This window comes from Curtobacterium sp. YC1 (assembly GCF_016267665.1).
GTDB lineage: Bacteria > Actinomycetota > Actinomycetes > Actinomycetales > Microbacteriaceae > Curtobacterium.
Map to the genome: position 1 here is coordinate 582279 of NZ_CP066341.1, position 13595 is coordinate 595873.

General features: G+C 73.4%; 11 protein-coding genes. 5 read left to right on the plus strand and 6 right to left on the minus strand.

Features of this window, described 5'->3' with window-relative positions; genetic code table 11:
- Nucleotides 1–30: 30 nt before the first annotated feature.
- The 3 genes from I8920_RS02905 to yczE form a co-directional block, all read right to left on the minus strand.
- Complete coding sequence (locus I8920_RS02905) at nt 31–612, minus strand: PadR family transcriptional regulator (RefSeq protein ID WP_198657694.1); 582 nt, start codon at nt 610–612, stop codon at nt 31–33.
- A complete protein-coding gene (locus tag I8920_RS02910) occupies nt 609–1454 on the minus strand; it encodes a DUF4097 family beta strand repeat-containing protein (RefSeq protein ID WP_198657695.1) in 846 nt (281 codons plus the stop codon). The genes I8920_RS02905 and I8920_RS02910 overlap by 4 nt, the downstream gene beginning before the upstream one ends.
- Before the next feature lie 133 nt (nt 1455–1587).
- Entirely contained in the window at nt 1588–2271 is a 684-nt protein-coding gene (gene yczE, locus I8920_RS02915; RefSeq protein ID WP_198657696.1) for a membrane protein YczE, read from the minus strand.
- A 61-nt stretch (nt 2272–2332) separates the two neighbouring features.
- On the opposite strand from yczE, the gene yczR reads away from it, so the two are divergent.
- The 3 genes from yczR (at nt 2333) to I8920_RS02930 (ending at nt 8165) form a co-directional block, all read left to right on the plus strand.
- A complete protein-coding gene (gene yczR, locus I8920_RS02920) occupies nt 2333–3784 on the plus strand; it encodes a MocR-like transcription factor YczR (RefSeq protein WP_232832802.1) in 1452 nt (483 codons plus the stop codon).
- A gap of 90 nt (nt 3785–3874) precedes the next feature.
- Nucleotides 3875–4540, plus strand: coding sequence for a DUF6518 family protein (locus I8920_RS02925; RefSeq protein ID WP_198657697.1), 666 nt, complete (start codon nt 3875–3877; stop codon nt 4538–4540).
- A gap of 136 nt (nt 4541–4676) precedes the next feature.
- A complete protein-coding gene (locus I8920_RS02930; RefSeq protein WP_198657698.1) occupies nt 4677–8165 on the plus strand; it encodes an efflux RND transporter permease subunit in 3489 nt (1162 codons plus the stop codon).
- On the opposite strand, the gene I8920_RS02935 is transcribed toward I8920_RS02930, so the two are convergent.
- Together I8920_RS02935 and I8920_RS02940 are read right to left on the minus strand one after the other, a co-directional pair.
- Nucleotides 8162–8440: a hypothetical protein gene (locus I8920_RS02935; RefSeq protein ID WP_198657699.1), complete on the minus strand. Its 279-nt coding sequence runs from the start codon at nt 8438–8440 to the stop codon at nt 8162–8164. The genes I8920_RS02930 and I8920_RS02935 overlap by 4 nt on opposite strands.
- 110 nt (nt 8441–8550) lie before the next feature.
- The gene (locus tag I8920_RS02940) at nt 8551–9591 is read right to left on the minus strand and encodes an alpha/beta hydrolase (RefSeq protein WP_198657700.1); all 1041 of its coding nucleotides are present in this window, start codon (nt 9589–9591) and stop codon (nt 8551–8553) included.
- Between the two features lie 146 nt (nt 9592–9737).
- Between I8920_RS02940 and I8920_RS02945 the strand changes: the two genes are divergently transcribed.
- Together I8920_RS02945 and I8920_RS02950 are read left to right on the plus strand one after the other, a co-directional pair.
- Nucleotides 9738–10592: a polyphosphate kinase 2 family protein gene (locus I8920_RS02945; RefSeq protein ID WP_198657701.1), complete on the plus strand. Its 855-nt coding sequence runs from the start codon at nt 9738–9740 to the stop codon at nt 10590–10592.
- Nucleotides 10593–10854: 262 nt separating this feature from the next.
- Nucleotides 10855–12927 (plus strand): DEAD/DEAH box helicase, encoded by a 2073-nt coding sequence (locus tag I8920_RS02950; protein ID WP_198657702.1) that lies wholly within the window; start codon nt 10855–10857, stop codon nt 12925–12927.
- Between the two features lie 136 nt (nt 12928–13063).
- Here I8920_RS02950 and I8920_RS02955 read toward each other — a convergent pair whose 3' ends face one another.
- Nucleotides 13064–13573, minus strand: a complete 510-nt coding sequence (locus I8920_RS02955; protein ID WP_198657703.1) for a mycothiol transferase — start codon at nt 13571–13573, stop codon at nt 13064–13066.
- Nucleotides 13574–13595 lie beyond the last annotated feature (22 nt).

Here is a 13595-nt window from a genome sequence, read left to right on the forward strand (position 1 = left end):
GGGTCGGCACCGCCTGTCGGGCGCGGGTCGTCAGAGCGACCGGCGCAGGGCCTCCAGTCCGTCCCGCAGCCGCGTCACGGTGTCGGCGGCGAGCGTGCCGCGCGTCGCGCGGCGACGCAGGTCCGCACGGACCTGCTGCCGGAAGGACGACAGTGCCATCTCGAACTCCCGCAGGGCGCGGGCGCTGTCGGACGGCACCGACTCGGGTTCCGGACGGGCGCCGGTGCGGGGACCCTCGGCGGAGGCGGCCAGGTCGGCGCGCAGGGAGCGCATCGCCTCGCCGACCGAGGCCCGGACGCCGTCGGCCAGGGACTTCACCGAGTCCGCCACACCGTTCTCGACGGTCGTGATCTCGTCGGCGCGGGCTGCGAGCTCGGCGCGGCCGGCGTCGGTGATCGCGTAGACGGTCTTGCGGCCGTCGGCGGTCTTCGTGACCAGGCCGTCCTCCTCGAGCTTGGCGAGTCGGGGGTAGACGGTGCCGGCGCTCGGCACGTACGTGCCACCGAACCGGTCGCCGAGCGCCTGGATGAGCTCGTAGCCGTGCATCGGGTGGTCGGCGAGCAGCACGAGCAGGTACAGCCGCAGGTGGCCGTGTGCGAAGACGGGGCTCATTCGGGCACCTCGCCGTCGTTCGTCGGGGCGGTGGGGGAGACGTCGGCGGGCGGCGCGTGCAGCACCGCGATGTCGCCGGACACCGAGTTGACGCGCAGGTCGAGCCACTGGCCGGAGAGTTCCCCGCCCTGCTTGACGTACGAGCCGCGCACCCCGCGGATCTCGGCGTCGTCGAACTGCAGTCTGCCGGTCGCGGTGTTGACGCTGCACTTGTAGGCGACACCGTCCTCGAGCCGGACGTCCACGGAGCCGGACACCGTGTTCACCCGGGCCGACTCGGGCACGCCGTACAGGTCGAGCACGACGTCGGCGGAGACGCCGTCGGCCTGCAGCCGGGGGATCTCGCCGGTCGCCACGACGGCACCGGAGACCGTGTGCACGGTGAGGGCGCCGTCGAGGTCGCGGATGGTCGTGGCGCCCGAGACGGCGTTCACCGTGACGTCACCCGCGACGCCGTCGACGACCAGGTCGCCCGACACCGTGTTGAGCGTGGCACCGCGGTCCGTTCCGGACAGCAGCGCCCCGGCGGACACGACGCCGAGGGTGATACCGGCGTCGCGGGGGACGAGGATGCTGACGTCGGCGTGGGCCTTGTCGCGGAAGGACTTCAGGAACCCGATGGGGTCGTCCCACCGGACCTGGGGGTGGTCGACGGTGAGGGTGTCGCCGTCGACCTCGACCAGCAGCTGCTTGCCGGACACGCTGTGGACTTCGATCCGGGCCGTCGGCTCGTCGTGCGCGACGACGTCCACCTGCCCGCCGACCAGGCCGACGCGCACGGTGCGCACGATGCCGGTGTCGATGACCTTGGGCTCGTCGACGAGCCACTTCTCCTGCGCCATGGTGCCTCCTGACTCGCGATGTATCGCGTCTGTGGGAGGTCACGCTATATCGCGTTCCGCGCCGCCGCAAGGGGTCGCGCGGGATCGTGAGCAGGAATGGTCGGGTCGGCGCCGTGGACCCGACCGTTCCTGCTCACGGAGCGGGCGTGTCGGGGGTGGGGCGGGCCTCCAGGGCCGGTGCGGCGACGCTCGGTGCGGGCGCTGCTGCCGTGCGCTCGGGGCTCCACGGGAACCGGCGGAACCACGGCATGAGCGGCTGCGCCATCGGGCCGATCGCGAACGCGGCGATCACCGTGCCCGCGCCGACGTCGCCTCCGAGGGCCCAGCCGACGGCGACCACCGTGACCTCGACCAGCGTGCGGGCGAGCCAGATCGGCCACCCGAGCCGCTGGTGCAGCCCGACCATCAGACCGTCCCGCGCGCCGGTGCCGAAGCCGGCCCCGATGTAGAACGCCGTCGCGACCGCGAGCAGCACCAGGCCGGCGACGAACAGCGCGATCCGGGCGGGCAGCCCGGACGGCTCCGGCACGAGCCAGAGCACCAGGTCCGCGCTCGGCCCGATCGCGAGCGCGTTCAGCAGCGTCCCGATCCCCGGCTTCTGGCGGAGCGGGATCCAGAGCAGCAGGATGACGCCACTCGACACCACCGTGATGACGCCGAACGACCACGGCAGGACGTTCTCCAGCCCCTGGGTGAGCACGGTCCACGAGCTGACGCCGACCACCGCGCGCACCTGCAGGGCGGTCGCGGCGCCGTAGAGGAAGAGCCCGACGAACAGCTGGACGAAGCGGAGGGTGAGGGCGGTGTGGCGTGCCATCCTGCGATGGTGCCGCCAGATTGGCCTGCTGGTCGAGAGCCAATCCCGCTACCGTGGACCCGTGACCCCCGTCCTGCTGAGTGCCCGATCCGCCGCCTCGCTCCTCACCGACTGGCGCGACGGCACCGACGCCCCCGCCTACGAGGCGTTGTCCGACGCCATCCGCGTCCTCGTGATCGACGGCCGCGTGGCCCAGGGGGCGCGGCTCCCCGCGGAGCGCGGTCTCGCCGCAGCGCTCGGTGTGTCCCGCACCACCGTCGCGAACGCCTACGCGCGGCTGCGGTCCGACGGGTTCCTGGTGTCCGTCCGCGGGTCGGGCAGCGTCGTCCACCTGCCGCGTGACCTGGTCGGCCGACCCGACCCGGAGCGACTCGGCGGGGTCGTCGAGGGCGACCTGCTCGACCTGCGCAAGGCCGCCCTGCACGCCGCTCCCGGCATCGACGAGGCCGTCGAGCGCGCGGTCCGGCACGTCCCGGCGGCGCTCGCCGGGATCGGTTACGACACGGTCGGTGACCCCGGGCTCCGCGCCGCGATCGCCGACCGCTACACCGCACGCGGGCTGCCGACGGACCCCGGCCAGGTCGTCGTGACGATCGGCGCCCAGCACGCCATCGCTCTGCTCGCGCGGGTGCTCGTCCGCCGCGGCGACGCCGTGCTCGTCGAGTCCCCGACCTACCCGCACGCGCACGAGGCCTTCCGCGAGGTCGGCGGCCGCCTGGTCGGCGTCCCCGTCGACGCGCGGACCGGGTGGGACGCCGCCGCGCTCGAGACGACGCTGCGTCGCACCGCGCCCTCCGTCGCGTACGTCATGCCCGAGCTCCACAACCCGACCGGTGCGACGATGTCCGCCTCGACCCGCCGGCTCCTGCTGTCGGTCGCGGCCTCGGTCGGCACGACCGTCATCGCCGACGAGACGATGGGGGAGCTCCGGATCGACGGCTCGCCGTCGTCGCCCCTGGCGGCCGCGGACCCGTCGGGAGCATCGGTCGTGATGATCGGATCCGCTGCGAAGGTCTTCTGGGGCGGCCTGCGGATCGGCTGGATCCGCGCCGCACCGGCGCTGCTGCAGCGGCTGCTGCTCGCCCGCCCGACGGGCGACCTCGGCACCCCCGTGCTCGACCAGCTCGTCGTGCGCGAGCTGGTCCCGCGCACGGCTGCCGTCCTGGAGGCGCGGCGTGCGTCCCTGCGCGAGGGCCGCGACGCAGTGGTGGGCGCGCTCCGGGCGCGGTTCCCCGAGTGGGACGTCCCGTCGCCGGCCGGCGGCTTGACGACGTGGGTGGGCCTCGGCCGACCGGTGTCGAGCGCGCTCGTGCTCGCCGCGCGTGCAGAGGGCGTGGTGCTCGCGTCCGGCGGGGTGTTCGGCCCGGACGGCGGGTTCGAACGGTTCCTGCGGGTCCCCTTCACGATGGCCCCGGCGGACCGTGGTCGCCTGGTCGACGTGCTCGGCCGCTCGTGGGACCGGGTCGGCGGCGAGGCGGCCGGGGTCAGCGGGTCGCTGGCCGCGGTGGTCTAGGGCCGAGGTCATCCTCCGGGAGGAGCCGCCGTCGCGCTTCTCGCCCCGCAGGCTGACGTGCGCGGGCACCGGCTGCGCGAGGCTGGTCGCGTGAACGCCACCATCTCCGCTCCGGTCCGGTCCAGCACCACGAGCGTCGAACCCTGCCCGGCCGTCCCCGCCGTGGTGCGCGTCACGATCGCGCTGAGCGGGGCACTGCTGGCCGGCGTCCTGACGTCGTTCGGTCAGGTGGTGCCCGCGCTCGCCTCCGTGTCGAACTCGGCCGGCCCGTGGTTCCTGGTCGCCGTGCTGCTCTGCGCGGTCGCCGGCGTCCGCACCGGCCGGATCGCCCTGCCGCTCGCGATGGTGCTCGGCGTCGTGCTCCTCGAGCTCATGCACGTGGGCTACTGGGCCACCACGGTGCTGCGCGGCTTCCCGGACTCGCTGTCGCTCACGAACCCGTGGGTGCTGCTCGGAGTGCCGGCCGGCCTGCTCGCGGGTGCGGTCGCCGTGGCCGTGCGGTCGCGCGACGTCCGCTGGTCGGCTGCCGCGTTCGGCGTCACCGCCGCGGTGCTCGTCGGCGAGGGGGTGCGCGGACTGCTGCAGGTCGCCGCGACGACGGGGCAGACGACCTGGATCGTCGAGGTCGTGGCGGGGGTGCTGCTGCTCGGCGTCGGGATCGTCACCGCACGGTCCTCGGTCGGGCGCGTGGTCGCGCTCGGCACCGCGGTCGTCGGTGCCGTCGGGGTGCTCGGCGCGTACCTGCTGCTCGGCTGAGCGCCGGGCGTCCGGCGGTGTCCGTCGGCACGTCCGCGGGCGCGCCCGTCGGAGTCCGCTGTCGGACGCCGGACGCCGGACGGCGTTCGGTGGCTGACGCCGGTCGTTCGTCAGTCGGGCCTGCGAGGATCGACCCGTGCACCTCCTCTCGGTCTTCAGCCTCCGCAACCGTGCCCTCATCGCGCTCGTCACGATCGTCGTCGCGGTCTTCGGTGGCATCTCGCTGACGAGCCTCAAGCAGGAGCTGATCCCGAGCGTCGAGTTCCCGCAGGTCGCGATCGTCAGCGCCTACCCCGGCGCGACCCCCGAGGTCGTGTCGAACGACGTCTCGACCGCGATCGAGCAGGCGATCCAGGTCGTCCCCGACCTCGAGTCCACCAGTGCGACATCGTCCACCGGGCAGAGCGTGGTGTCGGCGTCGTTCCAGTACGGATCGAACCTGGCGAGCGCCGAGGACAAGATCCAGACCGCGGTGAACGCGCTGTCGCTGCCCGACTCCGTGCAGACACAGATCGTCACCGGGTCCTTCGACGACCTGCCGGTGCTGCAGGTCGCGGTCTCGGCCTCCGGCAACCAGGAGCAGCTCGTCGACCGGCTGCAGGCGTCCGCGATCCCCGACCTCGAGAAGCTCGACGGTGTGCGGCAGGCGGACGTGTTCGGCAACCCGGGGCGTCGTGTCGTCATCACGCCCGACCCGGACGAACTCGCCGCCCGCGGGCTGAGCCAGACGGCCATCTCGGACGCCCTCGACGCCAACGGGACGCTGATCCCCGGCGGCACGCTCACCCAGGACGGCTCGACGCTCTCGGTGCAGACCGGTGAGCGGATCGCGTCGCTGCGGGACATCCGCGACCTGCCGCTCACGAGCTCGTCGGAGTCGTCCGGCGACGGCGGCTCCACGACCGGGACGACTGGCTCGGACGGCGCGGCGAGCGGCGACGGGACGGCGGCCGTCCCGGGTGGCGGCACGGGCGGGGCCGCCGGTGCCCCTGGTGCGACGGGTGCGACGGACGGCGTCGCGACCGGCACCACGGGTGCGACGGACGGCGCCGCGACCGCGGCCACGCCCACGGACACGACGCTCGGCGACGTCGCGAAGGTCGCGATCACGGAGTCGCCGCGCACCTCCATCAGCCGCGTCGACGGCGAGCAGGCCCTGACGATCTCGATCACGAAGACGCAGGAGGCGAACACCGTCGACGTCTCCACCGTCGTGCGCGACGCCCTGCCCGGCATCGAGGACAAGATCGAAGGCGACCCGCGGTTCACGGTCGTCTTCGACCAGGCGCCCTACATCCAGCAGTCGATCGACTCCCTGGCCGAGGAGGGGCTGCTCGGCCTGGCCTTCGCGGTGATCGTGATCCTGGTCTTCCTGCTCTCGTGGCGGTCCACGCTGGTCACCGCGATCTCGATCCCGACGTCGGTGCTCCTGGCGGCGATCGGCATGCGCGCCGCCGGCTACACGCTCAACATCATCACGCTGGCGGCCCTGACCATCGCGATCGGCCGCGTGGTCGACGACTCGATCGTCGTCATCGAGAACATCAAGCGCCACATGCTCCCGGGCGTGGACCGCGGTCGTGCGGTGCTCGACGGCGTGCGCGAGGTGGCCGGTGCCGTCACCGCCTCGACGCTGACGACCGTCGCGGTGTTCCTGCCGGTCGCATTCGTGGCGGAACTCGTGGGCGAGCTCTTCCGGCCGTTCGCGGTCACGGTCACCCTGGCGCTCGTCGCCTCGCTGCTCGTGTCCCTGACCATCGTCCCGGTGCTCGCCTACTGGTGGCTCCGCGCACCGAAGGCCGCCCCGGGCGCGGCCACCGCGGTGCCGGGCGCAGACCCCGCGGTGCCGGGCGCAGACCCCGCAGTGCCGGGCTCGGCCACCGCAGCGCCGGCGGACGGCGTGGCGGACGGTACGGCCCCCGATCGTCCGGCGGGAGCCCTCTCGTCGGCGGCCGACCTGCACGACGCCGACCGACCCGACCGTCTGCGCCGCGTCTACCTGCCGGTGCTCGGATGGGTCGTGCGGAAGCCGGTCGTCGTCATCCTGCTCGCCGTCATCGTGCTCGGCGGCACCGGAGCCGCGGTGCCGTTCGTCACGACGAACTACCTGGGTGACTCGGGGCAGAACACGTTCACCGTCACCCAGGACCTGCGGGCGGGGTCGAGCCTCGCCGTGCAGTCCGACTCCGCACGCGAGGTGGAGCGGGCACTCCAGGACATCGACGGCGTCGAGACCGTCCAGACCACGATCGGCACGAGCGGCCAGTCGCTCCAGGCCGCGTTCGGCGGCGGCGGGACGGCCTCGGTGCAGTACGCCGTCACGACCGACGCCGAGGCCGACCAGACCACCATCCAGTCCGCGGCGCGGGAGTCGCTGACGGACATCGACGGCGTGGGCGAGATCACCATCGCGTCGTCCGGCGGCGGGTTCGGCGGCAGCAGCGACATCGAGGTCGACGTCACCGCGCCCACGCAGGCACAGCTCGAGACCGCGTCGCGCACCGTCCTGCAGGCCATGCGCTCGGTCGACGGCACCACCGGCGCGACGAGCAACCTGTCCGCGGCGGAGCCGTTCCTGGCGGTCCGGGTCGACCGGCAGGAGGCCGCCGCGCTCGGACTCACCGAGACCCAGGTCGGCGGCCTCGTCGCCGCAGCGGTGTCACCGCGGGACACCGGCAGCATCGAGATCGACGACGCGACGCTCGACGTCTACATCGCCGACCCCGAGCCGCCGACCACGATCGCCGCGCTCCGCGACCTCGAGGTGCCGACGAGCACCGGCACCGTCCCGCTGACCGACGTCGCCACCGTCGAGCGGTCCGAGGGCCCGACCACCGTCACGACGACGAACGCCGCGCGCACCGCGACCATCACGGTGTCGCCAGATCCGACGAACCTCGGCGCCGCCGTGCAGTCGGTCACCACGGCCGTCGACGAGCTCGACCTGCCGCGTGGCGCGTCCGCGTCGATCGGTGGGGTCGCGGCCAGCCAGTCGTCGGCGTTCTCGCAGCTCGGTCTCGCGGTCCTGGTCGCCGTGCTCATCGTCTACGTGATCATGGTGGCGACGTTCCGGAGCCTGCTCCAGCCGCTGCTGCTGCTCGTGTCGGTGCCGTTCGCGGCGACGGGCGCGGTGCTGCTGCAGATCGCCACGGGCGTCCCGATCGGCGTCGCCTCGCTGATCGGCCTGCTCATGCTCGTCGGCATCGTCGTGACGAACGCGATCGTGCTCATCGACCTCGTCAACCAGTACCGCAGACGCGGGTTGCGGGTGCGCGAGGCCCTGGTCGAGGGCGCCACCCGTCGTCTCCGACCGATCCTGATGACCGCGTCGGCGACGATCTTCGCGCTGCTGCCGATGGCGATCGGCCTGACCGGCAAGTCGGGGTTCATCTCGCAGCCGCTCGCGCTCGTCGTGATCGGCGGCCTGGTGTCGTCGACGCTGCTGACGCTCGTGGTGCTGCCGGCGCTGTACCTGGTGGTCGAGCGGGCCCGGGAGCGCAACGCGGACCGGATCGCCGCGGGCAAGACCCGCAAGCAGGCGCGGGCCGAACGACGCCAGGAACGGCTGGAGCGACGCCAGGAGCGACAGCGCCGACGTGCGGCGCGGTCCGGCGGCGCTGCCTAGCGGCGGTACTCGGCGTCGACGTCCCCGACGGCGCTGCCCGAGGGGGCGGCGACGGAACGGAACCACGACGCCAGCACGACGGTGACCGTCACGAGGAACACCGCGGCGGCGCCCTGCGACACGACCACCAGGTGACCGGTGTCCGCGGCGTACCCACCAGCGGCGACCGCGACCACGAACGACGTCCCGAGGAGCAGCTCCGCCGCCGTCCGCACCGCGGGACGGTCCCACCCGGTCGGGGCGGGACGGTCGGGGTGGGCTGCGGCGTCGATCACCTCGGCAGTCTGGCGGCGGCCGTGCCGCGGCGGCAGACCCGACTCCGGGTGCCACCCGCCCGGGGCACGCGCGGCCGGCGCGGGACAGCCCGATCGAGCGTGCGCCGGCGTCAGCCCAACTGGGTGCGCAGGAACGTGACCACGCGACGGCTCATCGCCTCGTCGAGCTGCGCGATCGAGTGCGCCGTCCCCTCGACCGCGACGAAGGTCACCGGCACGTCGTGGGACCGGAGGGTGGCGGCGAACTCCTGCGACTCCCACAGCGGGATGAACTCGTCCGTCGAGTGCCCGATGAAGAACGGCGCGGTGTCCGACGTGACGTGGAACTCCGGCGACGCCCGGACCGCCGCCGGGCACCGGGCGTACGACCGGCAGCCGAGGTAGAGCAGCTGCTTCCGCTGGAACGACGCCGACACCCCGTCGGGCTCGGTCGAACGGGTCGTCAGGTTGGTCGGTCCGCTCAGGTCGACGACGGCCCGGATCCGGTCGCCCGCGGCGTACGCGGCCGAGTCGTGGTCGGTCACGGCGAGCATCGCCGCCAGGTTGCCGCCGGCGCTCCCGCCGAACACCCCGACGCGCTGGGCGTCCACGTCGTACGTCGCCAGCGTCGCCGGCCGGTACACGTAGTCGAGCGCCCGGCGGACGTCGTCGAGGCCGGCCGGGAACGGGTCCGTCGGCGCGAGCCGGTAGTCGACGTTGAAGGTCACGAAGCCCTCGGACGCCAGGTACTGGCACACCGACCGGTACGCGGCCGTCGCCTTGTCGCCGTGCGACCAGCTGCCGCCGTGGATCATCAGCACCGCCGGCCGGCCGGACGACGGCTCGACCGCCGCGGCGTCCTCGCCGTCGTCGCCGTCCGCGTCGGGTCCGGCCGTCGCCGAGGCGGACGGTGTGGCGGTGGGGGTGGCCGACGTCTCGGGGGCGCTGTCCGCCGGCAGGCAGACGTCGAGCCGCTGCAGGGGATCGGCGCCGTACGGCACGTCGGCGACCACGTCGATGCCGTGGTACCGCAGCGACAGGGGGTAGATGACGCTGTCCGCGGTGACGGTCGCGTTCTCGTCACCCACCGGGTCCGTGCTGCAGGACGTGACCGCGCCGAGCGCCACGACCGCGGCGACGAGCGCGAGCACAGGACGGCGGCCGGACTTCATCGGTTCCACGCTAGCCGCCCCGGCGTGGTGCCACGTCACCCGAGCGGAGGACCCGGGTCGAGATCGCGCCCCGCCGGACCGCTCCGGTGCCTCGCGGCAGTGCGAGGATGGGCACGGCATCCGCCACCCGCACCGCAGGAGGACCCGTGAGCAGTCGCAAGGCATGGAACGCCGACCCCGAACCGCTGCTCCGCGTCGGACCGGGGTTCCGCCTCGACCAGGTCGACCCCGGCGCCACGCCGGGGTTCCCCGGTCGCAAGATCGACGGGCTCGAGGCGCTCGCCGCGGGCGCCTCGCGCCTCGCCGCCCTGCAGGAGCGGCTGTACGCGGCGTCGACCGCGGGGGACGAGCGCCGGGTGCTGCTCGTCCTGCAGGCGATGGACACGGCCGGCAAGGGCGGCATCGTCTCGCACGTCGTCGGCGCGGTCGACCCGAACGGCGTGCACTATGCGGGGTTCGGGGTGCCCACCGCCGAGGAGCTCGAGCACGACTTCCTCTGGCGCGTCGAACGGCAGCTCCCCGCGGCGGGACAGCTCGGCGTGTTCGACCGGTCCCACTACGAGGACGTGCTCGCAGGACGGGTCCGTGCCCTCGCCGACCCGGAGGAGATCGAGCGTCGCTACGGGGCGATCACCGCGTTCGAGGACCGGCTCGCCGCCTCGGGCACGACCATCGTCAAGGTGATGCTGCACATCTCGAAGGACGAGCAGCGCGAGCGCCTGGGCGAGCGGCTCGACCGCCCCGACAAGCACTGGAAGTTCAACCCGGGCGACATCGACGACCGCCTGCTCTGGGACCGGTACCAGGAGGCGTACCAGATCGCCCTCGACCGCACCTCGACCCTGCAGGCGCCCTGGTACGTCGTGCCCGCCGACCGCAAGTGGTACGCCCGCCTGGCGGTGCAGCAGCTCCTGCTCCGCGCGCTCGAGGACATGCACCTGTCGTGGCCGCAGGCCGACTTCGACGTGGCCGAGCAGCGACAGCGGCTCGCCGCGTCCTGAGCAGCCGGCCTGGAGGCCCGTCCCGCGCCCGCCCCGCCGGCTGCGGCCGCCGCGGGGCTGGCATCAGGGCCGGTGGTCGCGTAGACTCCATCGGTCGGCCTTCGACGCCGTGACACTGTGATCACGGAATTCTGCTGGGTGTGTGTTGCTCGAGGGCTGGAATCACGTCGACTCGCGACGGGATGAACCCCCTCTCCGCAAGCAGCCCCCGCCGATGTCGCTGTCGGGCGCTGCGGTACGTTGCGCACCCGAGAAAGTAGCCATGGCCCCGTACAACAAGGGCGGCGCGGACAACCGCGCCTCCGACCGTGTCCGTCACCCGAACGGCACCCCTGCCGCCCGGTCCAGCAAGCACCGCGGGTTCCGCGCTGCCGACCCGTCGCAGCCGCGCCAGAAGCAGCGCTGGGACGCCGAGGAGCGTCGCGGCCGCTCGGCCCAGGGCGAGCGTCCGGCCCGTCCGAACTGGGAGCCCCGCGACAGCGGCCAGCGGCGCCCCGAGCGCGACGACCGTGGTGGTCGCGGCTTCAACCGCGACGACCGCGCGCCGCGTCGGTTCGACCGTGACGACCGCGCGCCGCGCAGCTCCAACCGTGACGACCGCGCGCCCCGTCGTGACAACGACGACCGTCCGCGTCGGTTCGACCGCGACGACCGTGCCCCGCGTCGGTTCGACCGTGATGACCGGGCGCCTCGTCGTGACAACGACGACCGTCCGCGTCGGTTCGACCGTGACGACCGCGCGCCGCGCAGCTTCAACCGTGATGACCGTGCGCCTCGCCGTGACAACGACGACCGTCCGCGTCGCTCGTTCGACCGCGACGACCGTGCCCCGCGTCGGTTCGACCGAGACGACCGTGCCCCGCGTCGGTTCGACCGTGATGACCGTGCCCCGCGTCGTGACAACGACGACCGTCCGCGTCGGTTCGACCGTGACGACCGTGCGCCGCGGCGCTCGTTCGACCGCGATGACCGCGCTCCGCGTCGCTTCGACCGTGACGACCGTGCCCCGCGTCGCTCGTTCGACCGCGACGACCGCGCCCCGCGCCGCGACCCCGAGCGCGAGGCCCGCTCCGAGCGCACGGCCTTCGTGCCCGCCGACGACGTCAAGCTCGAGAAGCTCCAGGCCGAGGCCACGATCGCGGCCGACGTCGAGGGCGTGACCTTCGGCGACCTCGGCATCGGCGGCAACATCTCCCGTGCGCTGCAGGAGCTCGGCGCGTCGAGCCCGTTCCCGATCCAGGCGGCGACGATCCCCGACGTGCTCGCAGGCAAGGACGTCCTCGGCCGTGGCCGTACCGGCTCCGGCAAGACCATCGCCTTCGGTGCGCCCCTGGTCGAGAAGCTCATGGAGCACGGCGGCGGCACCAAGCGCAAGATGGGCCGCGCCCCGCGTGCGCTCATCCTCGCGCCGACCCGCGAGCTCGCCCTGCAGATCGACCGCACCGTGCAGCCGATCGCCCGCTCGGTCGGGCTGTTCACCACGCAGATCTACGGCGGCGTGCCCTACGGCCGTCAGGAGGGTGCGCTCGAGCGCGGCGTCGACATCATCGTCGGCACCCCCGGTCGGGTGCAGGACCTCATGAACAAGGGGAAGCTCGACCTCAGCGAGGTCATCATCTCCGTGCTCGACGAGGCCGACCACATGTGCGACCTCGGGTTCCTCGAGCCGGTGCAGGAGATCCTCTCCGCCACGGCCGAGGTCACGCCGCAGGGCAACCGCGCGCAGAAGCTCCTGTTCAGCGCGACGCTCGACACCCAGGTCGCGGCGCTCGTCGAGGAGTTCCTGCACGAGCCGAGCGTGCACGAGGTCGCGGGGGAGGACCAGGCGTCCTCGACCATCGACCACCGTGTGCTCGTGGTCGAGCAGCGCGAGAAGGACCGTGTCCTCGAGGAGCTGGTCGCCGGCGACGGCAAGACCATCGTCTTCGCCCGGACCCGTGCCTACGCCGAGCGCCTGGCCGACCAGTTCGAGGACGCCGGCATCCGCGCGACCTCGCTGCACGGTGACCTGAACCAGTCGCGCCGCACGCGCAACCTGCAGCTGCTCACCAGCGGCCGGGTGAACGTGCTCGTCGCCACCGACGTCGCCGCCCGCGGCATCCACGTCGACGACGTCTCGCTCGTCGTGCAGGCAGACGCACCGGACGACTACAAGGCGTACATGCACCGCTCCGGGCGCACCGGTCGTGCCGGCAAGGAGGGCACGGTCGTGACGATCGTCCCGCGCGGCCGCATCCGCAAGATCGAGGGCATCCTCGAGCGCGCGGAGATCGAGGCGGACCTGGTGCAGGCCGCACCCGGTGACGGCATCGTGTCGGAGCTCGCCGCGCGGTAGTCGCGACCACACGACGGACGGGAGGCCTGGTACCAGCTGGTACCGGGCCTCCCGTCCGTCACGCGGTGAGCAGGAACGGTCGGGTCGATCGACACGACCCGACCATCCCTGCTCACGAAGCGAGAGCGCGAGCGCGTCAGCGGTTGAAGAACAGCAGCCCGCGCACGAAGCCGGCCTGGCCGGCGTGCTGCGTGCAGTCGTCGAGGATGCTGACGAGCCGCGCGCCCGCCGTCACGGGCGGGTCCCACGCGTCGTCGACGACGGGGTCGAGGTCCTCCGTGCCGAGCGTGCCGAGGTACGCGACCGTGCGCTCGTGCACCGCGCGCAGGTACCCGGTGAGCAGCTCGGCCGACGCGCGCACCCGGCCGACGTCCTCGCGGGACATGCCGTACCCGAGCGCCTCGGCCGGGAACGGCAGGCCGAACCGGTCGTACCAGCCGTCGGCGGTCCACACCTGCTCGGACCCGGCGAGGTCCGCGATCTGGGCGTCCTGCCCGCGGGCGATGTGCCACGCGAGCCAGGCCAGCGTGTTCGCCCCGGTGGCCGGTCGTGCCGCGAGCTGGTCCTCGGACAGGCCATCGACGGCCCGCTCGACCGTCTCGGGGATGCGGGAGAACGCTTCGGTGAGGAGTTCTGAGGGGGTCATGGCGCTCACGCTACGCGCGGGC

Coding starts and splice junctions, on each gene's coding strand:
- I8920_RS02905 (WP_198657694.1), bottom strand. CDS start 612: ATGAGCCCCGTCTTCGCACACGGCCACCTGCGGCTGTACCTGCTCGTG.
- yczE (WP_198657696.1), bottom strand. CDS start 2,271: ATGGCACGCCACACCGCCCTCACCCTCCGCTTCGTCCAGCTGTTCGTC.
- I8920_RS02955 (WP_198657703.1), bottom strand. CDS start 13,573: ATGACCCCCTCAGAACTCCTCACCGAAGCGTTCTCCCGCATCCCCGAG.
- I8920_RS02940 (WP_198657700.1), bottom strand. CDS start 9,591: ATGAAGTCCGGCCGCCGTCCTGTGCTCGCGCTCGTCGCCGCGGTCGTG.
- I8920_RS02910 (WP_198657695.1), bottom strand. CDS start 1,454: ATGGCGCAGGAGAAGTGGCTCGTCGACGAGCCCAAGGTCATCGACACC.
- I8920_RS02950 (WP_198657702.1), top strand. CDS start 10,855: ATGGCCCCGTACAACAAGGGCGGCGCGGACAACCGCGCCTCCGACCGT.